This window comes from Streptomyces sp. NBC_01408 (assembly GCF_026340255.1).
In the GTDB taxonomy this organism is placed as follows: domain Bacteria; phylum Actinomycetota; class Actinomycetes; order Streptomycetales; family Streptomycetaceae; genus Streptomyces.
In genome coordinates this window covers 221114-244541 of the sequence record NZ_JAPEPJ010000003.1, presented here as the reverse complement: position 1 = coordinate 244541, position 23428 = coordinate 221114, and the positions used below count along the sequence as shown (strand labels likewise).

The 23428-nt window shown below is 69.4% G+C and carries 16 protein-coding genes; 9 read left to right on the top strand and 7 right to left on the bottom strand.

The window, feature by feature from the left end; all coding sequences use genetic code 11:
- Window positions 1-273 precede the first annotated feature (273 nt).
- From ngcE to OG447_RS28855, 3 genes are read left to right on the top strand one after another with little or no spacing between them, the layout of a single operon-like run.
- Window positions 274-1728: an N-acetylglucosamine/diacetylchitobiose ABC transporter substrate-binding protein gene (gene ngcE, locus OG447_RS28865; RefSeq protein WP_266940367.1), complete on the top strand. Its 1455-nt coding sequence runs from the start codon at window positions 274-276 to the stop codon at window positions 1726-1728.
- Between the two features lie 43 nt (window positions 1729-1771).
- Window positions 1772-2716, top strand: coding sequence for a carbohydrate ABC transporter permease (locus tag OG447_RS28860; RefSeq protein ID WP_266940366.1), 945 nt, complete (start codon window positions 1772-1774; stop codon window positions 2714-2716).
- A 13-nt stretch (window positions 2717-2729) separates the two neighbouring features.
- Complete coding sequence (locus OG447_RS28855; RefSeq protein ID WP_266940365.1) at window positions 2730-3656, top strand: carbohydrate ABC transporter permease; 927 nt, start codon at window positions 2730-2732, stop codon at window positions 3654-3656.
- Here OG447_RS28855 and OG447_RS28850 read toward each other — a convergent pair.
- Both OG447_RS28850 and mgtA read right to left on the bottom strand, forming a co-directional pair.
- Window positions 3649-4368, bottom strand: a complete 720-nt coding sequence (locus OG447_RS28850; protein WP_323181874.1) for an MgtC/SapB family protein — start codon at window positions 4366-4368, stop codon at window positions 3649-3651. The genes OG447_RS28855 and OG447_RS28850 overlap by 8 nt on opposite strands.
- Before the next feature lie 205 nt (window positions 4369-4573).
- The gene (gene mgtA, locus OG447_RS28845) at window positions 4574-7294 is read right to left on the bottom strand and encodes a magnesium-translocating P-type ATPase (RefSeq protein WP_266940364.1); all 2721 of its coding nucleotides are present in this window, start codon (window positions 7292-7294) and stop codon (window positions 4574-4576) included.
- A gap of 632 nt (window positions 7295-7926) precedes the next feature.
- On the opposite strand from mgtA, the gene OG447_RS28840 reads away from it, so the two are divergent.
- The 6 genes from OG447_RS28840 (at window position 7927) to OG447_RS28815 (ending at window position 16464) form a co-directional block, all read left to right on the top strand.
- Window positions 7927-9141 (top strand): ROK family transcriptional regulator, encoded by a 1215-nt coding sequence (locus OG447_RS28840; protein WP_266940363.1) that lies wholly within the window; start codon window positions 7927-7929, stop codon window positions 9139-9141.
- A gap of 117 nt (window positions 9142-9258) precedes the next feature.
- Window positions 9259-10371 carry a sugar ABC transporter substrate-binding protein gene (locus OG447_RS28835; RefSeq protein WP_266940362.1) on the top strand — a complete coding sequence of 371 codons (1113 nt, stop codon included), beginning with the start codon at window positions 9259-9261 and terminating at the stop codon, window positions 10369-10371.
- A gap of 158 nt (window positions 10372-10529) precedes the next feature.
- Window positions 10530-11318: an ATP-binding cassette domain-containing protein gene (locus OG447_RS28830; protein ID WP_266940361.1), complete on the top strand. Its 789-nt coding sequence runs from the start codon at window positions 10530-10532 to the stop codon at window positions 11316-11318.
- 26 nt (window positions 11319-11344) lie between these two features.
- Window positions 11345-12634, top strand: a complete 1290-nt coding sequence (locus tag OG447_RS28825) for a sugar ABC transporter permease (RefSeq protein WP_266940957.1) — start codon at window positions 11345-11347, stop codon at window positions 12632-12634.
- 265 nt (window positions 12635-12899) lie between these two features.
- Window positions 12900-14816, top strand: a complete 1917-nt coding sequence (gene dxs / locus OG447_RS28820) for a 1-deoxy-D-xylulose-5-phosphate synthase (RefSeq protein ID WP_266940360.1) — start codon at window positions 12900-12902, stop codon at window positions 14814-14816.
- Window positions 14817-14979: 163 nt separating this feature from the next.
- Window positions 14980-16464 carry an amino acid permease gene (locus OG447_RS28815; RefSeq protein WP_266940358.1) on the top strand — a complete coding sequence of 495 codons (1485 nt, stop codon included), beginning with the start codon at window positions 14980-14982 and terminating at the stop codon, window positions 16462-16464.
- Window positions 16465-16528: 64 nt separating this feature from the next.
- On the opposite strand, the gene OG447_RS28810 is transcribed toward OG447_RS28815, so the two are convergent.
- The 5 genes from OG447_RS28810 to OG447_RS28790 form a co-directional block, all read right to left on the bottom strand.
- On the bottom strand, window positions 16529-17566 hold the full coding sequence (locus tag OG447_RS28810; protein WP_266940357.1) for an LCP family protein: 1038 nt from the start codon (window positions 17564-17566) through the stop codon (window positions 16529-16531).
- Window positions 17567-17657: 91 nt separating this feature from the next.
- Window positions 17658-19796, bottom strand: a complete 2139-nt coding sequence (locus tag OG447_RS28805) for a 3-hydroxyacyl-CoA dehydrogenase NAD-binding domain-containing protein (RefSeq protein WP_266940356.1) — start codon at window positions 19794-19796, stop codon at window positions 17658-17660.
- Window positions 19793-21019: an acetyl-CoA C-acyltransferase gene (locus tag OG447_RS28800; RefSeq protein ID WP_266940354.1), complete on the bottom strand. Its 1227-nt coding sequence runs from the start codon at window positions 21017-21019 to the stop codon at window positions 19793-19795. Before OG447_RS28800 ends, OG447_RS28805 begins: the two co-directional genes overlap by 4 nt.
- Before the next feature lie 138 nt (window positions 21020-21157).
- Window positions 21158-21898: a ferritin-like domain-containing protein gene (locus OG447_RS28795; protein ID WP_266940353.1), complete on the bottom strand. Its 741-nt coding sequence runs from the start codon at window positions 21896-21898 to the stop codon at window positions 21158-21160.
- Between the two features lie 110 nt (window positions 21899-22008).
- Window positions 22009-23289 carry a ribonuclease D gene (locus tag OG447_RS28790; protein WP_266940352.1) on the bottom strand — a complete coding sequence of 427 codons (1281 nt, stop codon included), beginning with the start codon at window positions 23287-23289 and terminating at the stop codon, window positions 22009-22011.
- Between the last annotated feature and the right edge of the window lie 139 nt (window positions 23290-23428).

Genomic DNA, 23428 nt, shown 5'->3' with positions numbered 1-23428 from the left:
GTATCCCCGTTAAGGGGGTACGGCCCTTCCGCTTTTCGTGGTGGCGGTGCCAGATGACGGACAGGTCTCAACTCGGAAAAGCTGGCGGTCATCCTTGTGCATGATCTTGCTCACACGAGCTGAAGTGGACTATACCTGTGCCCGTCCGGATCATCGCGAAACGAGCGGCCCCGGACCGGGGGAGAGCGGGGACCTGCGGCGTTGCCCGTACGTGCGGCAACTGCCCTGTGTTCCTTCCTCCTTCACACTCCTGACGAAGGCGAGGACTTGAGCATGGGATCCACCTCCGCCCACGGCGAGAACGGCAACGGCGACGCCGGTCTCGGCCGCCGTGACCTGATCAAGCGCTCCGCGGCACTCGGCCTCATCACCGTGCCGACGATGAGCTTCCTGTCCGCGTGCGCCTCGGGCGGCGAGGAGAACTCCACGAAGGGGCCCGACAAGGGTGCGGTGACCAAGGAGAACCCCTTCGGCGTCGCCAAGGGCAGCAAGCTGGACGTCGTCGTCTTCAAGGGCGGCTTCGGCGACGACTACGCGAAGGCCTGGGAGGCCGCCTTCGACAAGAAGTGGGGCACCACCAGTGAGCACCTGGGCACCCAGGAGATCACCGCCAAGCTCCAGCCGCGCTTCAACGGAGGCAACCCGCCGGACGTCGTCGACGACTCCGGCGCCCAGAAGATCCCGCTGGACGTCCTCGCCAAGAGCGGCCAGCTCGCCGACCTCACCGCCGTCCTCGACGCCCCCTCGCTCGACGACCCCACCAAGAAGGTCCGCGACATGCTCGTCGACGGAGCCGTCGACCAGGGCAACCAGGGCGGCAAGTTCGTCACCCTGAAGTACGTGTACGCCGTCTCCGGCTTCTGGTACTCCGGCAAGCTCTTCAAGGAGAAGGGCTGGGCCCCGCCGAAGACCTGGGACGAGTTCCTGGCCGTCTGCACCAAGGCCAAGGAGGCGGGCATCGGCGGCCTCGCCCACCAGGGCAAGCACCCGTACTACATCAACGTCGTCATCATGGACCTGATCGCCAAGAAGGGCGGCCTGGACGCCCTGAAGGCGATCGACCACCTGGAGCCGAACGCCTTCGAGGGCAACCCGGCCGCCCTCGCCGCGGTCGAGGCGGTGTACGAGGTGGTCGAGAAGGGCCTGCTGATGCCGGGCACCAACGGCCTCACCCACACGGAGTCCCAGACCGCCTGGAACGAGTACAAGGCGGCCTTCATCCCCTCCGGCTCCTGGCTGGAGAACGAACAGCTGAAGCAGACCCCGGAGGACTTCGACATGAAGTTCCTGCCGGTGCCGCTGCTCGCCGACAGCAAGCTGCCCTTCGAGGCCATCCGGGCCGGCGTCGACGAGCCCTTCATCGTCCCGGAGAAGGCCGCCAACAAGGCCGCCGGCCTGGAGTTCCTGCGCTCGATGCTGTCCCGCGAATGGTCGACGATCTTCGCCCAGCAGGCCAACTCCCTCACCGTCGTCAAGGACGGCGTGGACCCGGGCGTCAAGCTGCGGCCGGGCACCCAGTCGGCGGTGGACGCCCTCAAGTCAGCGGGCACCAACACCTTCAGCTACCGCTACACCGACTGGTACAGCGAGATGGACACCGAGATCCAGAACGCGTCCAATGAGCTGATGGCCCAGCGGATCCAGCCGAAGGAATGGATCAAGCGGGCCCAGGCTGCGGTAGACAAGGCGGCGAAGGACCCGAACGCCAAGAACAACCGCCGCAGCTGACACCGCGCCCACCGGCCACCCGGCAAGACCAGGGACGGACACCATGAGCCACGTAGCCCAGGGGAAACGGAAGAACGGTTTCGTCGCCGGCTTCCTCATCGCGCCACTCGCGCTGTACCTCACCTTCGTCATCTGGCCGTATGTGCAGACATTCGGCTATTCCTTCACCAACTGGTCGGGCCAGTCACCGACGTTCGACTTCGTCGGCCTGGACAACTACGCGACGTTGCTGCAGGACGAGGTCTTCCGCGGCGCCCTCTGGCACAACCTGCTGCTCCTGGTGTTCGTCCCGGTGATCACCATCCTGCTCGCCCTCTTCTTCGCCTTCATGGTGAACGCCGGAGGGCGCAGCGGGGCCGGTGGAGTGCAGGGCGTCGGCGGCTCCCGCTTCTACAAGGTCGTGTACTTCTTCCCGCAGGTCCTCTCCCTCGCCATCCTCGCCGTCCTCTTCGGCGCGATCTACCGCAGCGACCAGGGCGGCCTGCTCAACGGCTTCCTCATCAAGGCCGGCCTGGTCGACCCGCAGCACCCCGTCGAATGGCTCAACGAGCCCGACTTCGTCCTGTGGTGCCTGCTGTTCGTGGTCGTCTGGCACGGCGTCGGCTTCTACCTCGTGCTGTTCTCCGCGGCCATGCAGTCCGTACCGAAGGACATCTACGAGGCCGCGCTGCTCGACGGCGCCGGGCGCGCCCAGACCTTCTTCAAGGTCACGCTGCCCCTGCTGTGGGACTCTGTGCAGACCTCCGCGGTCTACCTGGGCATTGCCGCGATGGACATGTTCGTCCTCGTGTCGACCATGACATCCGGCCAGTTCGGCGGCGGACCCGACCACCACAGCGAGGTCATGTCGACGGTGCTGATGCGCAACTTCCTGTACTTCGGCAAGAGCGGATACGCCTGCGCCATGGGCGTGGTCATGCTCGCCCTGACCATGATCCTCTCCGTCATCACGCTGCGTGCCACCCGCCGCGAGCGCATCGAGTTCTGAGCGGAGTTCCACGATGACCACAGTGACCAAGGTCCAGGGCGATGCGGCCGCGGAGAAGTCCGGCGCGTCCGGCCGGCCGGGGGAACGGGCCAGGCGCAGCTCCGAGGGCGTGGTCCTGAACGTCTTCTCGCACGGCTTCCTCGTCCTCTGGGCGATAATGATCGTCCTGCCCCTGATCTGGCTCGCGCTCGGCTCCTTCAAGACCGACGCGCAGATCGGCGGCTCGGCCCTGAGCTGGCCCTCGAACTGGCATTTCGACGCGTTCGGGCGGGCCTGGGACAAGGGCATCGGCGGCTACTTCGCCAATACGCTGATCGTGCTGGTGTTCTCGGTCCCGCTGACCATGCTGTTCGGCTCGATGGCCGCGTACGTGCTGGCCCGCTACCCCTTCACGGGCAACCGGGTCATCTACTACTTCTTCGTCGGCGGGGCGATGTTCCCGGTGTTCCTGGCGCTCGTACCGCTGTTCTTCATGGTCAAGCGCTTCGACATGCTGAACAGCTACCAGGGCCTGATCCTGGTGTACGTCGCCTACTCGATGCCGTTCACCGTCTTCTTCATGCACTCCTTCTTCCGGACGCTGCCCACCGCGATCCACGAGGCGGCGGTGATCGACGGGGCCTCCGACACCCGGATCTTCTTCCAGGTGATGCTGCCCATGGCCAAGCCCGGCCTGATCAGCGTCGGCATCTTCAACGTGCTGGGCCAGTGGAACCAGTACATCCTGCCCGCCGTGCTGATGCAGCCGCAGACCAGCGGCGAGCCCGAGCGCTACATGCTCACCCAGGGGCTCATCCAGCTCCAGTACCAGATGGGCTACGAGACGGACCTGCCGGTGCTGTTCGCCGGGGCCACCATCGCGGTCATCCCGATGCTGGCGGTGTACCTGTCCTTCCAGCGCCAGATCCAGGCCGGCCTGACCTCCGCCACCCTCAAGTAGCGCTGCCCACGACCGACCAGTTGACCGCCGAGACCGAGGGGTCGAGGGAGAGGTTGCTGACCGCTTCCTCCAGTGCCCTGCCTCCCTCGCCCTCGGCGGTCAGCAGCGCGGACACCGTCACCCGGCCCGGTTCCGGGCCGTCCTGGCTGCGGATCGAACGCAGCTGGTGGCCCGGCCGGGCCAGGGCGTCGACCAGCCGGTGGCGGATGTGGGCCTCCTCCGCCTCCACGCACACCGCCTCGAAGTGGTAATCGGTGGCCACCTCGGCCCCGCCGCGGGGCTCGCGGTCCAGGCGCCGGCCCAGCGGGCGCAGTACGAGGTTGGCCCCCACCACGCCCGCCGTGCCGCAGAGCGCGAGGACGAACAGGCCGACGCCCGCGAGGCAGCCCACGGCGGCCGAACACCACAGGGTGGCGGCCGTGTTCAGGCCCCGGACGCTCAGCCCGTCGCGCATGATCACGCCGGCGCCGAGGAAGCCGATCCCGGAGACGATCTGGGCGGCGACCCGTGAGCCGTCGTAGCCGACCTCCGAGGCGGCGCTGAGGAACCCGTACTGCGAGAGCAGCACGAACAGCGCCGCTCCGCCCGCCACCAGGGCGTTCGTACGCAGTCCCGCCAGCCGGGCCCGCCACTGCCGTTCGAGGCCGATGACGGCTCCGAGCCCGAGCGCGGCGGCCAGGTGCGCGGCCATCTCCCATTCGGTGAGCTGCACCGGCCTCTCCCTTCTCCTGGTGCGGGCTGCCTAGGGAGTGTCGTCAAAGTAGCGCCGACCGCCCGAAGGGCGGTGGCCGGCGGGGTCTGGTGCGTGCGATCGCAAGGCGGAGGAGGGAGCGATGGCGGAGCCCTCGCGACCGACGACAACGCGGCGAGCGTGCGTGCCAGACCCCGCCGGCCAGGCGGGACTTTGACGACACGACCTAGAGCCAGGTGTTGAACTTGCGGATGTACCAGGTCTTCACGAGCTGGGTGAGCGTGCAGTACGCGAGCAGCACGCCGATCAGCCACGGGAAGTAGCTCGCCGGCAGGGCCACGAAGCCCAGCGAGGCGGCCAGCGGGGAGAACGGCAGGTAGAGCCCGGTCAGCACCGCGAGGACCGTCATCACCATCACCGGCCAGGAGGCACGGGACTGGATGAAGGGGATCTTCCGGGTACGGATCATGTGGACGATCAGGGTCTGCGAGAGCAGGCCCTCGATGAACCAGCCGGACTGGAAGAGCGACTGGGTCGTCTCGCTGTTGGCGACGAAGACGTTCCACATGATCAGGAACATCGAGATGTCGAAGATCGAGCTGACGGGGCCGATGGTGACCATGAAGCGGAAGATGCCCTTGGCGTCCCAGTTGCGGGGCTTGCGCAGGTACTCCTTGTCCATCCGGTCCCACGGGGTCGCCAGCTGCGCGATGTCGTAGACCAGGTTCTGCATCAGCAGCATGATCGGGAGCATCGGCTGGAAGGGGATGAAGGCGCTCGCCACCAGCACCGAGAAGACATTGCCGAAGTTCGACGACGCCGTCATCTTGATGTACTTGATCGTGTTGCCGAAGGTGGTCCGGCCCTGTTCCACGCCCTGCTCCAGGACGGTGAGGTCCTTCTCCAGCAGGATGATGTCCGCCGACTCCTTGGCGATGTCGACGGCGGTGTCGACGGAGATGCCGACGTCCGCGTCGCGCAGGGCGGCCGCGTCGTTGATGCCGTCCCCGAGGAAGCCGACGGTGTGCCCCTCGGCCTGCAGGGCCCGGACGATCCGGGCCTTCTGGACCGGGTTGACCTTGGCGAAGACGGTCGTACGGGCGGCCAGCGCGCGCAGCGCCGTGTCGTCGAGGGCGTCGGTCTCGGAGCCGGGCACCACGTGCCCGACGTCGATGCCGACGTCCGCGCACACCCGGGCCGCGACGAGCTCGTTGTCGCCGGTGACCACCTTCACCGCGATGCCCTTGTCGGCCAGGCCCTGGAGGGCCCGGGCCGCGTCGGCCTTCGGCGGGTCGAGGAAGGCGAGGAAGCCGACCAGGGTCAGCTGGTCCTCGTCGGCGACCGTGTAGGTGTCGCGGGGCGCGGAGACCGTACGGGTGGCCACGGCGAGGACCCGCAGGCCCCGGCGGTTGTTCTCCTCGGCGATCCCGGTGACGTGCCGGCGCAGCTGTCCGGTCAGCTCGACCTTCTCGCCGCGGTCCGTCATGTGGGTGCACAGGTCCAGGACTTCCTCGACGGCACCCTTGGTGATCATGATGTGCTCGGCGCGGCCGGGGCCGGCCACGAGGGAGTTGCGGCTCAGGACCACGGACATGCGGCGCCGTGCGAAGTCGAAGGGGATCTCGTCGACCATGGCGAACCGTGCGTCGACGACAACCTCCTCGGCCTCGTCCACGCGGTCGATGACCGCCTGGTCCATCAGGTTGCGCAGTCCCGTCTGGAAGTGTGCGTTGAGGTAGCCGTACTCCAGGACCTCGCCGTCCTCGTCCCCGTGCACGTCCAGGTAGCGGTCCAGGACGATCCGGTCCTCGGTGAGGGTGCCGGTCTTGTCCGTGCAGAGCACGTCCATCGCACCCAGGTTCTGGATCGCGTTGAGCCGCTTGACGACCACCTTGCGCCGGGACATGGCGACGGCTCCGCGCGCCAGGTTGGCGGAGACGACCATGGGAAGCATCTCGGGGGTCAGACCCACCGCGACGGCGATGCCGAAGAGGAAGGCCTCGTCCCAGTCGCCCTTGGTGAGGCCGTTGACCATGAAGACGACCGGGACCATGACCAGCATGAACCGGATCAGCAGGAAGCTGACCTTGCGCACGCCGTTGTCGAAGTTGGTCTGCGGGCGCTCGCCGACGAGCGAGCCGGCCATGGAGCCGAAGTAGGTGCCGGCGCCGGTGGCGACCACGACCCCGGTGGCGGTGCCGGAGGTGACCGAGGTCCCCATCAGGCAGAGGTTGTCGGCCTCCACCGGGTCGGAGCTCTCCTGCTGGCCGAGGTCCACGGCGCGGGTGTCGGCCTTGGCGACCGGCAGGGACTCGCCGGACAGCGCGGCCTGGCTGACCATCAGGTCCTTGGAGGTGATGAGCCGCAGGTCGGCCGGGATCAGGTCACCGGCGGCCAGCTTGACCACGTCGCCCGGGACCACCTGGTCCATGGGGACCTCGAAGGTGGTGGGGGCGGAGCCGCTGCCGGCCCGCCGCTGCACCGCGCAGGTGGTGGTGACGAGCTTCTTCAGCGCGTCCGCGGCGCGGCCGGAGCGGAACTCCTGCCAGAAGCGCAGCAGCCCGCTGATCCCCACCATCACGGAGAGGATGATGACGCCCGGGTCCCCGGGGTCCTGCCAGTACATGACGGCGGCCAGGAAGACCAGGACGCCGATGAAGGGGTTCCAGTACGCCTTTCCCAGCTGGACGGACCAGTGCGGGGCGCGCTCCTGGGCGACGGTGTTGAGGCCGTGCCGCTCCAGGCGCAGTGCGGCCTCGGCGTGGGTCAGGCCGTTCGCCGAGGCGTCCACGTCCTGAAGGGCGCGGACGCCCGGGCCGGCGCTGATCCCGGTGAGGCGCTCGCCGACGAGCCGGGTACGGGCCTCCAGCTCGGCGGTCTTGCGCTCGCGGCGGCCGCGGCCCGGCGGTGCGAGCTTGGCCGGGGTACGAGGGGTGAGCATGGTCATGACGAATACCTCCCTCCACGGTGTCCGGGCAGCGCGAAGCCGAGCGGTCACGTGGAGTGATCATGGGTCGGCGTGGAACGGCACGGAAGGCCGGACGGCACGCCGAGGGCATGGATGACGCAGGCCCGGCAGAGGTGCCGGAGCGTGCGGAAGGAAAAAGGAGAGGGGGAGCCCTCCGGAAGGGACGCGGAGGCAGCGCTGTGCCGCGGCCGTACGTACTTCCTGGGGGAGGGGGCAGCCGATCAGCTGAGCCGGTGGATCACCGGTTCAGTCGATCACCGGGCCGGCGGACCGCTGGGTCAGCCGACGAGGGCGCTGCAAAGACTTCGATCGGGACTCATCCCGAACACCTCCTTGCGTAGCGCCGTCATTACGGGGCGCCCGGTCCGGCCGGAAAGGCCGCAGAGGACCGGCGCCTCAGCGACCGTAGCACGATCTCTCGGGGGGTCTCTCCCTCTTATGGCCGGTAGTGTCCCTTTCGTGCTGTGTCAGCCTCTTGACGTGTGGAGGCCCAAAGGCTCGACTTAAGGTTCACAAGTTGGAGAGACGCCGGGGTCTCGGAGTGAGCAGCCGCGACGGCCCGGCCGGGGGGCGACGGCTGGCCGTCGCTTATGGGCAGGAGTGGATGAGTCGTGCAGACTCCCGGATCGCAGTCCTCGCTGCATCGGGCGAACCTCGAACGGGTCGTGCGGGCGGTGCGGCTCGCGGGTTCGCTGACCCAGGCGGAGATCGCCCGCGCCACCGGACTGTCGGCGGCAACGGTCTCCAACATCGTGCGTGAGCTCAAGGACGCCGGGACCGTCGAGGTCACCGACACCTCGGCCGGAGGCCGCCGGGCCCGCAGCGTCTCCCTCAGCGGCGACGCGGGCATCGTCATCGGCGTCGACTTCGGCCACACCCACCTGCGGGTCGCGGTCGGCAACCTGGCGCACCAGGTGCTGGCCGAGGAGTCCGAGCCGCTGGACGTGGACGCCTCCTGGGCGGAGGGCTTCGACCGGGCCGAAGCCCTGGTGGGGCGGCTGATCGCGGGAATAGGGGTGGGCCTGGAGAAGGTCATCGGCGTCGGCCTCGGCGTCCCCGGCCCCATCGACGTGGAGTCCGGGACCCTGGGCTCGACCGCCATCCTGCCGGGCTGGGCCGGCATCAACCCCCGCCAGGAGCTCTCGCAGCGCCTCGGGGTGCCCGTGTACGTGGACAACGACGCGAACCTCGGGGCCCTCGGTGAACTCGTTTGGGGGAGCGGCCGGGGAGTGAAGGACCTGGCCTACATCAAGGTCGCCAGCGGCGTCGGCGCCGGCCTGGTCATCAACGGCCAGATCTACCGCGGGCCGGGAGGTACGGCGGGCGAGATCGGGCACATCACGCTGGACGAGTCGGGCCCGGTCTGCCGGTGCGGCAACCGCGGCTGCCTGGAGACCTTCGCCGCCGCGCGGTACGTGCTGCCGCTGCTCCAGGGCACGCACGGGCCGGAGTTGACGATGGAGCGGGTGGTCGAGCTGGCCCGCGGCGGGGACCCGGGCTGCCGTCGGGTGATCACGGACGTGGGCCGCCACGTCGGCAGCGGCGTGGCCAGCCTCTGCAACCTCCTGAACCCCAGCCGGGTGGTCCTGGGCGGCTCGCTCGCGGACGCCGGTGAACTCGTCCTGGCTCCCATCCGTGAATCAGTGGGGAGGTACGCCATCCCCAGCGCCGCACGGCAACTGTCGGTGCTGACGGGGTCCCTGGGCGGACGGGCCGAGGTACTGGGGGCGCTGGCCCTCGTACTCAGCGAGATGGGCGATTCGACTCTTTTGTCGGATCATGGAAGTGGAGTGCGAGCACCAGCCGTCTTGTCTTCAGGTAGATAACGGATGGCACCGTTGTCATCTCGTTAAGGATTCACTCCTTGACGGCAAAACGCGGCCGGGGTTGACTCACATCCACCTCGGCCGCAGTGCTGCGGCCTCGTCAGGGAGGTTCAAGTAATGAACACGCGTATGCGCAGAGCCGCCGTAGCTGTTGCCGCCGGTGCCATGGCCGTTTCGCTCGCCGCTTGTGGCAGTGCGAAGGAGGCCGGCGACCAGACGAAGGAAACCGGCGCTGCCAAGGGCGACGCGATCAAGGTCGGTCTGCTCCTGCCGGAGAACCAGACCGCGCGTTACGAGAAGTTCGACAAGCCGCTGATCGAGAAGAAGGTCGCCGAGCTCACCGGTGGCAAGGGCGAGGTCGTCTACGCCAACGCCAAGCAGGACGCGACCACGCAGAACTCCCAGGTCGACACGATGATCACCAACAAGGTGGACGTGCTGATCATCGACGCGGTGGACTCGAAGGCCATCGCGGGCTCGGTCAAGAAGGCGAAGGAGGCCGGCATCCCGGTCGTCGCCTACGACCGTCTGGCCGAGGGCCCGATCGAGGCGTACACCTCCTTCGACAACGAAGAGGTCGGCAAGGTTCAGGGCAAGGCGCTGCTCGAGGCGCTGGGCGACAAGGCCAAGGACGGCCAGATCGTCATGATGAACGGTTCGGTCACCGACCCGAACGCCAAGCTCTTCAAGTCCGGTGCGCACTCCGTTCTCGACGGCAAGGTGAACGTCGGCAAGGAGTACGACACCGTCGAGTGGAAGCCGGAGAACGCCAACACCAACATGGCGGCCGCCCTCTCCGCGCTCGGCAAGGACAAGGTCGTCGGCGTCTACTCCGCCAACGACGGCATGGCGGGCGGCATCATCACCGCCCTGAAGGCGGCCGGTGTGTCCCCGCTGCCTCCGGTCACCGGCCAGGACGCCGAACTCGCAGGTGTGCAGCGGATCGTGGCGGGCGAGCAGTTCATGAGCGTCTACAAGCCGTACGCCCCCGAGGCCGAGGCCGCCGCGAAGATGGCCGTCGCCCTCGCCAAGGGTGAGAAGCTCGAAGGCGTCACCACCTCCACGGTCGACAGCCCGACCAACAAGGGCGTTCCGTCCGTGCTGATCCCGGTCGTCTCGCTGACCAAGGGCAACATCAACGACACCGTCGTCAAGGACGGCGTCTACACGGTCGCCGAGATCTGCACCGACAAGTACGCGGCGGCCTGCGCCGCCCTCGGCCTGAAGTAGAGGCCCCCGCCGCCTCCTCGCGAGGCGGCCCCCCGTGCCTGACCGGCGCCCCGCCCTCTCATCCCCGCCACCGGCGGGGCGCCGGGCAGAAACGTTCCCCCATTCGCCCCGCTCCTGCTCTTTTGCACGACATCCCCGCCGGTCAGGCGGCGAAGGAGATGGTTCATGTGTCCGCTGCGCCCGTGCTGGCGTTGCGAGGGGTCTCGAAGCGGTTCGGCGCCGTTCAGGCCCTGACCGACGTAGAACTCGAGATCCACTCCGGTGAAGTGGTCGCCCTCGTCGGCGACAACGGGGCCGGCAAGTCCACGCTGGTCAAGACGATCGCCGGCGTGCACCCCATCGATGACGGAGTCATCGAGTGGGAAGGGCGCCCGGTTTCCATCGGCAAGCCCCACGACGCCCAGAACCTGGGCATCGCGACGGTCTACCAGGACCTGGCGCTGTGCGACAACATCGACGTCGTCGGCAACCTCTTCCTCGGCCGGGAGCTCAAGAGCTTCGGCATCCTCGACGAGGTGGAGATGGAGCGCCGCGCCCGCGAGCTCCTCACCACCCTGTCCATCCGGATCCCCAGTGTCCGGATCCCCATCGCCTCGCTCTCCGGCGGTCAGCGCCAGACCGTGGCGATCGCCCGTTCCATGCTGGGGGAGCCCCGGCTCGTCATCCTCGACGAGCCCACCGCCGCCCTCGGCGTCGAGCAGACCGCACAGGTCCTCGACCTGGTGGAGCGGCTGCGCGAGCGCGGCCACGCCGTCATCCTCATCAGCCACAACATGGCCGATGTGAAGGCGGTCGCCGACAAGGTGGCGGTCCTTCGGCTGGGCCGCAACAACGGTGTCTTCAACGTCGCCGACACCTCGCAGGAAGAGATCATCTCCGCCATCACCGGGGCCACGGACAACGCCGTGACCCGCCGGGCGGCCCGCACCGGGGAGGCCCGCAAGTGAGCACCAAGAAGTCTGCCGCCGATCCGCTGGGCACGGGCCCGGCCGATCAGCCGGAGCACATCGACCCGGTCAACCCCGCGGCCGCTCACGACGCGATTCCGGCCGTGGACCCCCGCCTGCTCGTCAGGGAGGAGGGCCTCGCCGGGTACGTGGGCGAGTTCAAGCGCAAGATGAAGGCCGGCGACCTGGGTTCCCTCCCGGTCGTCATCGGCCTGATCGTCATCTGGTCGATCTTCCAGGGGCTGAACTCGAACTTCCTCTCCCCGGAGAACCTCACCAACATCGCGATCACGATGACCGGCACCGGCATGATCGCCATCGGCATCATCTTCGTGCTGCTGCTCGGTGAGATCGACCTCTCGGTCGGCTCGGTCAGCGGCGTCTCGGGCGCGATCGTGGCCGTCCTCGCCGTCACCCACGGGATGAACGAATGGCTGGCGATCCTGGCGGCCATCGCCGGCGGCGCCCTGATCGGCTGCATCCACGGCTTCTTCTTCGCCAGGATCGGCGCCCCGGCCTTCGCCGTCACCCTGTCGGGCCTGCTCTTCTGGCTGGGCGCGATGCTGCAGATCCTCGGCAGCAACGGCACGATCAACATCGACTCGGACGGCGTGGTCGGCCAGCTGACCACGTACTTCTTCTCGGACGTGGCCGTCGCCTACGGGCTGGCCGCGCTCGCGGTGGCCGGTTACTTCCTCGCGGCCTTCCTCGACGCCCGGCGCCGCGAGGCCGCCGGAATGCCCTCCCGGCCGCTCGTCGAGATCCTGCTGCGCACCGGCCTGCTCGCGGTGTTCGCCTTCGGCCCCGCCGTGCTGTTCAACCAGTACAAGGGCCTGCCGCTCGCGGTCGTGGTCTTCCTGCTGGCCTTGGTCGTCACGGACTTCCTGCTGCGCCGCACGACCTTCGGGCGAAACGTCTTCGCGCTGGGTGGCAGCGTCGAGGCCTCCCGCCGCGCGGGCATCAACGTCACCCGGATCCGGATCACGGTCTTCGCGATCTCCAGCACCTTCGCCGCCATCGGCGGTCTGTTCTGGGCCTCGAAGATCGCGGCGGCCAACCAGAGCGCCGGCGCCGGCGACCTGCTGATGAACGTGATCGCGGCGGCCGTCATCGGCGGCACCAGCCTCTTCGGCGGCCGGGGACGGACCTGGAACGCCCTCCTCGGCGTCATGGTCATCGTCTCGATCCAGTACGGTCTGGCCCTGGAGGGAATTGCGACCCCGATCCAGTACATGATCACTGGAGCGGTGCTGCTGGCCACCGTGGTGATCGACTCGGTCACCCGCAAGACGCAGAAGACGGCCGGACGCGCCTGACGGCGCTTCCCCACCGCCGGTCCGCACGGCCGGACCGGCGGTAAGACCGGTCACAGTGCCCGGTGCCACTTCGTGTGGCACCGGGCACCTGTGCGTGCATCCGTGGGTACTCCTGTACGGGTATACGCCCGAATGTGATGTGTGGGGTCGCGCGGGGGCGTACATGTATGACAAAGGTGTGACCCGCTCGGGACGGCCCGATGACGGTGCCTGCGGGCGGAAGATTAGACTCGACAGACCAGCAAGCAACTGCAAGGAGGCACGGGTGCTGCTGACCCGCATCAAGGGACCGCGCGATCTGGACCGGCTCAGCCAGGAGGAGCTCGACCAGCTCGCCGCCGAGATCAGGTCCTTCCTCGTCGACGCCGTCTCCAAGACCGGCGGGCACCTCGGCCCCAACCTCGGGGTGGTCGAACTGACGATCGCCCTGCACCGGGTCTTCGACTCGCCCAAGGACAAGGTCCTCTTCGACACCGGCCACCAGTCCTACGTCCACAAGCTGCTCACCGGCCGCCAGGACTTCGGCAACCTGCGCTCCAAGGGCGGCCTGTCCGGCTACCCCTCGCGCGCCGAGTCCGACCACGACGTGATCGAGAACTCGCACGCCTCCACCGTGCTGGGCTGGGCCGACGGCATCGCCAAGGCCAACGAGGTGCTCGGCCGCGAGGACCACCACGTCGCCGCCGTCATCGGCGACGGCGCGCTGACCGGCGGCATGGCCTGGGAGGCGCTGAACAACATCGCCGCCGCCAAGGACCGGCCCCTGGTCATCGTCGTCAACGACAACGAGCGCTCCTACGGCCCCACCATCGGCGGCCTCGCCAACCACCTGGCCACCCTGCGCACCACGGACGGCTACGAGCGCTTCCTGGCCCGCGGCAAGGACCTGCTGGAGCGCACCCCGGTCGTCGGGAAGCCGCTCTACGAGACCCTGCACGGCGCCAAGAAGGGCCTCAAGGACTTCATCGCCCCGCAGGGCATGTTCGAGGACCTGGGCCTGAAGTACATCGGCCCCATCGACGGCCACGACATCGAGGCCCTGGAATCCGCCCTGCAGCGGGCCAAGCGCTTCAGCGGGCCGGTCATCGTGCACTGCCTCACCCAGAAGGGCCGCGGCTACACCCCGGCCCTGGAGCACGAGGCGGACCGCTTCCACGCGGTCGGCGTGATCCATCCCGACACCGGTCTGCCGGTCGCCACCGACGCCGCGAGCTGGACCTCCGTCTTCGCGGACGAGATGGTCAAGCTCGGCCACGAGCGCCCGGACATCGTCGGCATCACCGCGGCCATGCTCCACCCGGTCGGCCTGAAGAAGTTCGCGGACGCCTTCCCGGACCGGATCTTCGACGTCGGCATCGCCGAGCAGCACGGCGCCACCTCGGCGGCGGGCCTGGCCACCGGCGGCGCCCACCCGGTCTTCGCGGTGTACGCCACCTTCCTCAACCGTGCCTTCGACCAGGTCCTGATGGACGTGGCCCTGCACAAGTGCGGTGTCACCTTCGTCCTGGACCGCGCCGGTGTCACCGGCACCGACGGCGCCTCCCACAACGGTATGTGGGATATGTCGATCATGCAGGTCGTGCCCGGTCTGCGGCTCGCCGCACCGCGTGACGCGGAGCAGCTGCGCGCCCAGCTGCGCGAGGCCGTCGCGGTCAAGGACGCGCCGACCGTCGTGCGCTACTCCAAGGGCGTCGTCGGACCGGCCGTCCCGGCCGTCGGCCGGATCGGCGGCATGGACGTGCTGCGCGAGCCCGGCTCCGACGTCACCCGGCCGGACGTACTGCTCGTCTCGGTCGGCGCACTGGCCCCGATGTGCCTGGATATCGCCACCCTGCTGGACAAGCAGGGCATCACCACCACCGTGGTCGACCCCCGCTGGGTCAAGCCGGTGGACGAGGCGCTGCCCCCGCTCGCCGAGCGCCACCGCGTGGTCGTCACGGTCGAGGACAACGGCCGCACCGGCGGCGTGGGTTCCGCTGTCTCGCAGGCGCTCCGGGACGCGGGGATCGACGTACCGCTGCGCGACTTCGGCATCCCTCAGCGCTTCCTCGACCACGCCTCCCGCAAGGAGGTCATGGCCGAGATCGGGCTGACCGCACCGGACATCGCGCGGCAGGTCACCGGACTGGTGGCCAAGCTGGACGGGCGCTACGACAGCGAGCGGGCCGCCGCCGTCGACTAGACCCCGGGCGGGCCGTCGAAGTCCGGTACGACCACTCGACGGCATTGCCTGGACCGCCGCGCGGTTGCACGTCACGGGCCGGGAGATCACTCTTGAGGAGTGGGCCTCCCGGCCCGTTCGCGTGCGTCGACACCTGTTCGGAGGTGCGTTGGTGAGTAGGGATATGAACAGCCCCTTCCGCACCAAGACGGTGGAGCAGTCCATCCGCGACACGGAGGAGCCGGAACACGCCCTCCGGAAATCGCTCTCCGCCTGGGACCTGACGGTGTTCGGTGTGGGTGTCATCATCGGCACCGGCATCTTCGTCCTTACGGGCATCGCGGCCCGGAACAACGCCGGACCCGCCACCGCCCTCGCCTTCGTGGCGGCGGGCATCGTCTGCGCCCTGGCGGCGCTCTGCTACGCCGAGTTCGCCTCCACCGTTCCGGTGGCCGGCTCGGCCTACACCTTCTCGTACGCCTCGATCGGTGAGTTGCCCGCCTGGATCATCGGCTGGGACCTGGTGCTGGAGTTCGCGCTCGGCACCGCCGTCGTGGCGGTGGGCTGGTCCGGGTACGTGCGCCACCTCATGGACACCAACCTCGGCTGGGACCTGCCGGTCGCGCTCTCCGGGCCCGACGCGGGAGGAACCTTCGACCTGCTGGCCTTCCTGCTGATCCTGGCGCTGACCGCGGTCCTGGTCGTCGGGACGAAGCTCTCGGCGCGGATCACCGCCGTCGTGGTCGCCATCAAGGTCACCGTGGTGATGCTGGTCATCATCGCCGGTCTGTTCTTCATCAAGGCCGACAACTACTCGCCGTTCATCCCTCCGGCCGAGCCGCAGGCGGCGGGCGGCGGCCTGCACGCGCCACTGGTCCAGCTGCTGTTCGGCTACGCGCCCACCAACTTCGGCGTCATGGGCATCTTCACCGCGGCCTCCCTCATCTTCTTCGCCTTCATCGGCTTCGACGTCGTGGCCACCGCGGCCGAGGAGACCAAGAACCCCCAGCGGGACATGCCACGCGGCATTCTCGGCTCGCTGCTGATCTGCACGGTGCTCTACGTCGCCGTGACGCTGGTGGTCACCGGCATGCAGAAGTATTCGGAGATGTCGCCCAGCGCGCCTCTCGCAGAGGCCTTCAAATCCGTGAACCAGCCGTTCTTCGCCGGCGCCATCAGCCTCGGGGCGTCCGTCGGTCTGATCACGGTGTGCATGATCCTGTTGCTCGGCCAGACCCGCGTGTTCTTCGCGATGAGCCGTGACGGACTGCTGCCGCGCGTCTTCTCCGTCACCCACCCCAAGTACCGCACGCCGTACCGGGCGACCATGCTGCTCGGTGGGGTCATCGCAGTCGTCGCGGGCTTCACCAGCCTGGAGAAGCTCGCGGAACTGGTGAACATCGGCACCCTGTTCGCCTTCGTGGTGGTCGCCCTCGGCGTGATCGTCCTGCGCCGGACCCGCCCCGACCTGCACCGGGCCTTCCGCACCCCGTGGGTGCCGTTCGTCCCGATCCTGTCGATCGCGGCCTCGCTCTGGCTGATGCTCAACCTGCCGGCCGAGACCTGGATCCGCTTCGGGATCTGGATGGCGATCGGCATCGTCGTCTACTTCCTGTACGGACGCCAGCACAGCCGCCTCGGCAAGGCCGGCCAGGACGCGAAGTTCTAGCGCGAAGCCCGAAGCCGGCCGTACGGGTCACCCGTACGGCCGGCTCCGTGTGCGCGGGCCCCCGTCAGCCCTTGGCCGGGGACTTCTTCGCCGACTCCGGGACCGGCTGGTCCTTGCGCAGGGCATCCCACAGTTGGGTCGCCTGCGGCTCCGCGGCGATCACGCGGTTGGGGTCCACCTTGTCGTAGGCGACCGGCAGCATGATCGTCTGCATGGTGTCGGGGTCCACGCCCTTCATGCTCTGCGCGAAGTCGGACAGCGCGGTGAGCGAGGCGAGGTCGGAGTCGGTCGTCAGCGACTTCGTCCCGGCGTCGGCGAGCTTGTAGAGGCGCGCCGGGTTGCCCAGGGCGTCCTGCTTCTTGATCTCGGACAGCATCGCCATCATGAACTGCTGCTGGAGACCTATGCGTCCGAGGTCGCTGCCGTCGCCGTAGCCGTAGCGGGTACGGACGAACTTGAGCGAGTCGGTCCCGTTCAGCCGGTGCGTGCCCGCGTCCAGTTTGAGGCCGCCCTTGGCACCGGTCATCGGCTTGTCCAGGGTGACGGTGACCCCGCCGAGGGCGTCCACCAGGCCCTTGAACCCGGCGAAGTCCACCTCGACGAAGTGGTCCACGCGGACCCCGGACATCTCCTCCACGGTCTTGACCACGCAGGCCGGACCGCCGAGACCGTAAATCGCGTTGAACATGGCCCGCTTCTGGGACGGCACCGTCTTGCCGTCGGCGGCCTTGCACTCGGGCCGGGTGACCAGGGTGTCGCGGGGGATGCTGACCGCGGTGGCCTTGGACCGGCCCTCGGGTATGTGCACCAGCATCGTGGTGTCCGAGCGGGTGCCGCTGACGTCGCCGTGGTCGAGGTCCCCGTTGGCCCCGGCCCGCGAATCGGAGCCGAGCACCAGGACGTTCTGCGCGCCCGCCACGACCTTCTGCGGCCGGTTGTCGCCGATCGCCTGGTCCAGGTCGACGCTGTCGATGTTGCCGTTGAGGTGGCTGTACGTCCACCAGCCCGCGCCGGCCGCGCCCAGGATCAGCACGGCGACCAGCAGAAGGGTGATCCGCAGAATGCGGCGGCGGCGCCTGGGCCGCGCGTGCTTTTCCGTCATGGGGGTGAATCTTAGACACGTATTCGAATGGCCGAAGCCCGCCCCTCGGAAGGGGCGGGCCGAGCCGTGAAACGCCTGTCTGCGGGCCGGACTAGGCGGGGACGCTCGCCAGTCCGGGAGCCAGGAACTTCTTGCCGTTGACGCGCTCGGAGACGCCCTCACGGTCCAGGTACGGCGTGATGCCGCCCAGGTGGAAGGGCCAGCCCGCACCGGTGATGAGGCAGAGGTCGATGTCCTGGGCCTCGGCCACGACACCCTCCTCCAGCATCAGGCCGATCTCCTGCGCCACCGCGTCCAGGACGCGGTCGCGGACCTGCTCCTCGGTCAGGACGCTGTCGCCCTGCACCAGGAGCGCGGCGACCTCGGGGTCGAGCTCCGGCTTGAAGCCGTTCTCCGCCTTGTAGACGTAGAAGCCGCGCTTGCCGGCCTTGACCACGGCCGCCAGGTTCGGGGAGACGGTGAAGCGCTCCGGGAAGGCGCGGTTCAGGGTCTCGGAGACGTGCAGACCGATCGCCGGGCCGACGAGCTCCAGGAGCACCAGCGGGGACATCGGCAGGCCGAGCGGCTCGATGGCCTTCTCGGCGGTGACCACCGGGGTGCCCTCGTCGATGACGTTCTGGATCTCGCCCATGAAGCGGGTCAGGATGCGGTTCACGACGAACGCCGGGGCGTCCTTGGTGAGGACCGCGGTCTTCTTCAGCTTCTTGGCGACACCGAAGGCCGTGGCCAGCGAGGCGTCGTCGGTCTGCTCACCGCGGACGATCTCCAGCAGCGGGAGGATCGCGACCGGGTTGAAGAAGTGGAAGCCGACCACGCGCTCCGGGTGCTGGAGCTTGGAGGCCATCTCCGACACCGACAGCGAGGAGGTGTTGGTGGCGAGGATCGCGTGCGCCGGGGCGACCGCCTCGACCTCCGCGAACACCTTCTGCTTGACGGACATCTCCTCGAACACGGCCTCGATGATGAAGTCCGCGTCCGCGAAGCCCTCGGCCTTGTCCAGGACGCCGGTCACCAGGGCGGTCAGGCGGTTGGCCTTGTCCTGGTTGATGCGGCCCTTGCCGAGCAGCTTCTGGATCTCGGCGTGGACGTAGCCCACGCCCTTGTCCACGCGCTCCTGGTCGATGTCGGTGAGGACCACCGGCACCTCCAGGCGGCGCAGGAAGAGCAGCGCCAGCTGAGAGGCCATCAGGCCCGCGCCGACGACGCCGACCTTGGTGACCGGACGGGCCAGGGACTTGTCCGGGGCGCCGGCCGGGCGCTTGGCGCGCTTCTGCACCAGGTTGAAGGCGTAGATTCCGGAGCGCAGCTCGCCGCCCATGATGAGGTCCGCGAGGGCGGTGTCCTCGGCGTCGAAGCCGGCCTGGAGGTCGCCGTCCTTGGCCGCGGCGATGATGTCCAGCGCGCGGTAGGCGGCCGGGGCGGCGCCGTGCACCTTGGAGTCGGCGATGGCGCGGCCCTTGGCCACGGCCGCGTCCCAGACCTCGCCGCGCTCGACCTCGGCGCGTACGACCTCGGTGTCGCCCTTGAGGACCTTCGCGGTCCAGATGAGGGACTGCTCCAGGAAGTCCGCGCCCTCGAAGATCGCGTCCGCGATGCCGAGTTCGAAGACCTGCTTGCCCTTGAGCTGGCGGTTCTGGTTCAGCGAGTTCTCGATGATCACCGAGATCGCGCGCTCCGCGCCGATCAGGTTCGGCAGCAGGGCGCAGCCGCCCCAGCCGGGGACCAGGCCGAGGAAGACCTCGGGCAGCGAGAAGGCCGGGATGGCCTTGGAGACGGTGCGGTAGCTGCAGTGCAGACCGACCTCGACACCGCCGCCCATCGCCGCGCCGTTGTAGTAGGCGAAGGTCGGGACCGCGAGGGCCGCGAGACGCTTGAAGACGTCGTGGCCGCCCTTGCCGATGGCGAGCGCCTCGTCGTGCTTCTTCAGCAGCTCGACGCCCTTGAGGTCGGCGCCGACCGCGAAGATGAACGGCTTGCCGGTGATGCCCGCGCCGACGATGGAGCCCGCGAGGGCCTCCTGCTCGACCTGGTCGATCGCCGCGTTCAGGTTGGCGAGGGACTGCGGGCCGAAGGTGGTCGGCTTGGTGTGGTCGAAGCCGTTGTCCAGCGTGACGAGCGCGAAGCGCCCGGCGCCGTACGGCAGATCCAGGTGGCGGACGTGCGCGGACGTGACGACCTCGTCCGGGAACAGCTCGGCCGCACCCTTCAGGAGCTCAGCGGTGGTGCTCACTTGGAGTCTCCCTCGGCGTTGAAGTTCGGGTTCTCCCAGATGACCGTGGCGCCCATGCCGAAGCCGACGCACATGGTGGTCAGGCCGTAGCGGACGTGCGGCTGCTCCTCGAACTGGCGGGCCAGCTGCGTCATCAGGCGCACGCCGGAGGAGGCGAGCGGGTGGCCGAAGGCGATGGCCCCGCCGTACTGGTTCACGCGGGCGTCGTCATCGGCGATGCCGTAGTGCTCCAGGAACGCGAGGACCTGGACCGCGAAGGCCTCGTTGACCTCGAAGAGGCCGATGTCCTCGATCGTCAGACCGGCCTGGGCCAGGGCCTTCTCGGTGGCCGGGATCGGGCCGTAGCCCATGACCTCCGGCTCGACACCCGCGAAGGAGTACGAGACCAGGCGCATCTTGACCGGGAGGTTGTTCTCGCGGGCGAAGTCCTCGGAGGCGATGATCGCGGCCGTGGCACCGTCGTTGAGACCGGCGGCGTTGCCCGCGGTGACCCGGCCGTGGGTACGGAAGGGGGTCTTCAGGCCGGCCAGGTTCTCCAGGGTGGTGCCCGGGCGCATCGGCTCGTCGGTGGTGACCAGGCCCCAGCCCGTCTCACCGGCCGCCTCGTTGGTGTTGCGCACCGAGATCGGGACCAGGTCCTGCTGGATCTTGCCGTCGGCGTACGCCTTGGCGGCCTTCTCCTGCGAGCGCACGGCGTACTCGTCGGCGCGGAGCTTGGTGATCGTCGGGTACCGGTCGTGCAGGTTCTCGGCGGTCATGCCCATGAACAGGGCGGACTCGTCGACCAGCTTCTCGGAGACGAAGCGCGGGTTCGGGTCCACGCCCTCACCCATGGGGTGGCGGCCCATGTGCTCGACACCGCCGGCGAGGGCGACGTCGTAGGCACCGAAGGCCACGCCGCCCGCGACGGCGGTCACGGCGGTCAGCGCGCCGGCGCACATGCGGTCGATCGAGTAGCCCGGGACGGACTGCGGGAGGCCCGCGAGAATGCCGGCCGTACGGCCCAGCGTCAGGCCCTGGTCGCCGATCTGCGTGGTCGCGGCGATGGCGACCTCGTCGATCTTCGCGGGGTCCAGGTCCGGGTTGCGGCGCAGCAGCTCCCGGATCGCCTTCACAACGAGATCGTCGGCGCGGGTCTCGTTGTAGATGCCCTTCGGGCCCGCCTTGCCGAACGGGGTGCGGACGCCGTCGACGAAGACGACGTCCCTGACGGTACGAGGCACGTTGGCTCTCCTCCAGGTGCGGGTGTGCACTGCTGCGCGGGGGCGTGCTCGGCATGCGTTGCTGAGCGCCCGCTCACCCGGCCCATGCTACTTGCGGGTAACCCATGTGCACACCCCCTCCCCGAGGAGCGGCGAAGGTCACACTGCCGCAGGCACCGCCGCGGGGCCGGCCGCCGGGCCGTCCGCCATCGCCACGGCCATCGGCGCCGAGGAGCGGACCACCTCCGCCACGAAGGCGCGGCGGCTCACCCCCAGGCTGCGCAGGGCCGCGCCGTGGTCCACGGCGACCAGCAGGCCCGCGCAGGACAGCAGCCCGCGCCAGCCGGCGGTCACGGCCCGCCTGGCCGGACGCGGGAGCCGGGCCAGACCCTCGCGCAGGCGCAGGCAGTGGAAGGGGACGTGCCGCCGCTCGTCCGCCAGGATCCGGCCCGCGACCTCCGAGACCAGCGGATCCGCGGCGCCGTCGCGCAGCGCCCTGTAGTACGCCAGGGCCACCACCTCGGCGATCATCAGCACCAGCAGCTCCACCCGCAGCCCGAGCAGCCGGCGCACCCGGACGAAGGCCGCGTCGCTCCAGTGGCCGTCCAGGGTCCCGGCCCCGCCCGCCGCCAGCAGCAGGGCGAGCATCCGCGCGTGGTTCTGCTCCTCAGCGATGAACAGCCGGGCGGCCTCGGCGTACACCGGGTCGCCCGCGCGGACCGCCTTGCCGAGGAGCGCGGAGCCGTCCCCGTCCTCGCCGACCTGGAACTTCTGGATGCTGCGGACGATCTCGGGGGCCAGGTGTGCCCCGCCCCGCCAGTCGGGGTCCCCGAGGGCTGCCCGGCGCTCCTTCTCGGCCTCGAACTCTTCCACCCATGCCGCGTACCCGGTTTTGATCATGTTCAAGAACCTAGCGATTGTTGAGCGTGTTCAAAAGATGTGGGGTGTCATGAGCGCGTAACAGAAAACCCCCGGCCTGAGGCCGGGGGTCCACTGGGGTCGGGTGCGTGTCAGGCGGTCACGGCCAGGGCCGTGACCAGCGCCTGGGTCACCTGCTCGATCTGCCAGGGGCGCGCGCCGTAGCCCGCCAGGGCCTGCGCCACCGCGTCCGCTTCGAGCCGCTGCGGCGGCTCCCAGCAGAGCCTGCGGACCGTGTCCGGGGTGATCAGGTTCTCCTGGGGCAGGTTCAGCCCCTCGGCCAGCTCGGAGACGGCCGCGCGGGCCGCCGACAGCCGGGCCGCGGCCACCGGGTCCTTGTCGGCCCAGGAGCGCGGCGGCGGCGGGCCGGACGGGGTCGCACCCGGCTGCGGCAGCGCGTTCTCGGGCAGGGCCTTCGCCCGGTCCACGGCCGCCATCCACTGCTCCAGCTGGCGCCGGCCCATGCGCTGCCCGTAGCCGGGCAGGGCGGACAGGGCCTGCGCGTCCGCGGGGAGGGCGAGAGCGGCCTCGACGATCGCCGCGTCGCCCAGCACCTTGCCGGGGGACACGTCACGCCGCTGTGCGATCCGGTCCCGGGACTCCCACAGCTCCCGGACGACCGCCATCTGCCGGCGGCGGCGCACCTTGTGCATCCCGGACGTACGGCGCCAGGGGTCCTTGCGGGGCGGTGCGGGCGGTGCGGAGGCGATGGCGTCGAACTCCTGGCGGGCCCATTCCAGCTTGCCCTGCCGGTCCAGCTCCTTCTCCAGCGCGTCCCGCAGGTCCACCAGCAGCTCCACGTCCAGGGCGGCGTAGCGAAGCCACGGCTCGGGAAGCGGGCGGGTGGACCAGTCGACGGCGGAGTGGCCCTTCTCCAGCGCGTAGCCGAGCACGCTCTCGACCATCGCGCCGAGTCCGACCCGCGGGAAGCCGGCCAGGCGGCCGGCCAGCTCGGTGTCGAACAGGGAGGTGGGCACCATGCCTATTTCGCGCAGGCAGGGGAGGTCCTGGGTGGCGGCGTGCAGGATCCACTCGGTGCCGGACAGGGCCTCGCCCAGTGTGGACAGGTCGGGGCAGCCGACCGGGTCGATCAGTGCGGATCCCGCGCCCTCGCGGCGCAGCTGCACCAGGTAGGCGCGCTGGCCGTAGCGGTATCCGGAGGCCCGCTCGGCGTCGACGGCGACGGGCCCGGTGCCCGCGGCGAAGGCCGCGACCACCCGGGCGAGCGCGTCCTCGTCGGCGACGACCGGAGGGATGCCCTCACGGGGCTCCAGCAAGGGGATCGGCAGCCCATCGGACGGAGCTTCGTCGTCCGGGGGGCCGCCCCCGGTGGTGGTGCGCAGGTGTGCTGCGGTCTCATGGGCGTCGGTCACCGGTCAAGGGTATCCGTGGATGCGACGCGCCCGTCGCCGGAACGTTCCGTCGACGGGCGCGCGGGGGAGGGGTCGGACGTTTCCCGGGGTTCCCCGGGGGTTCGCCCGGGAGACGCCGGGCGGGTCGGGGCCTGTCCGG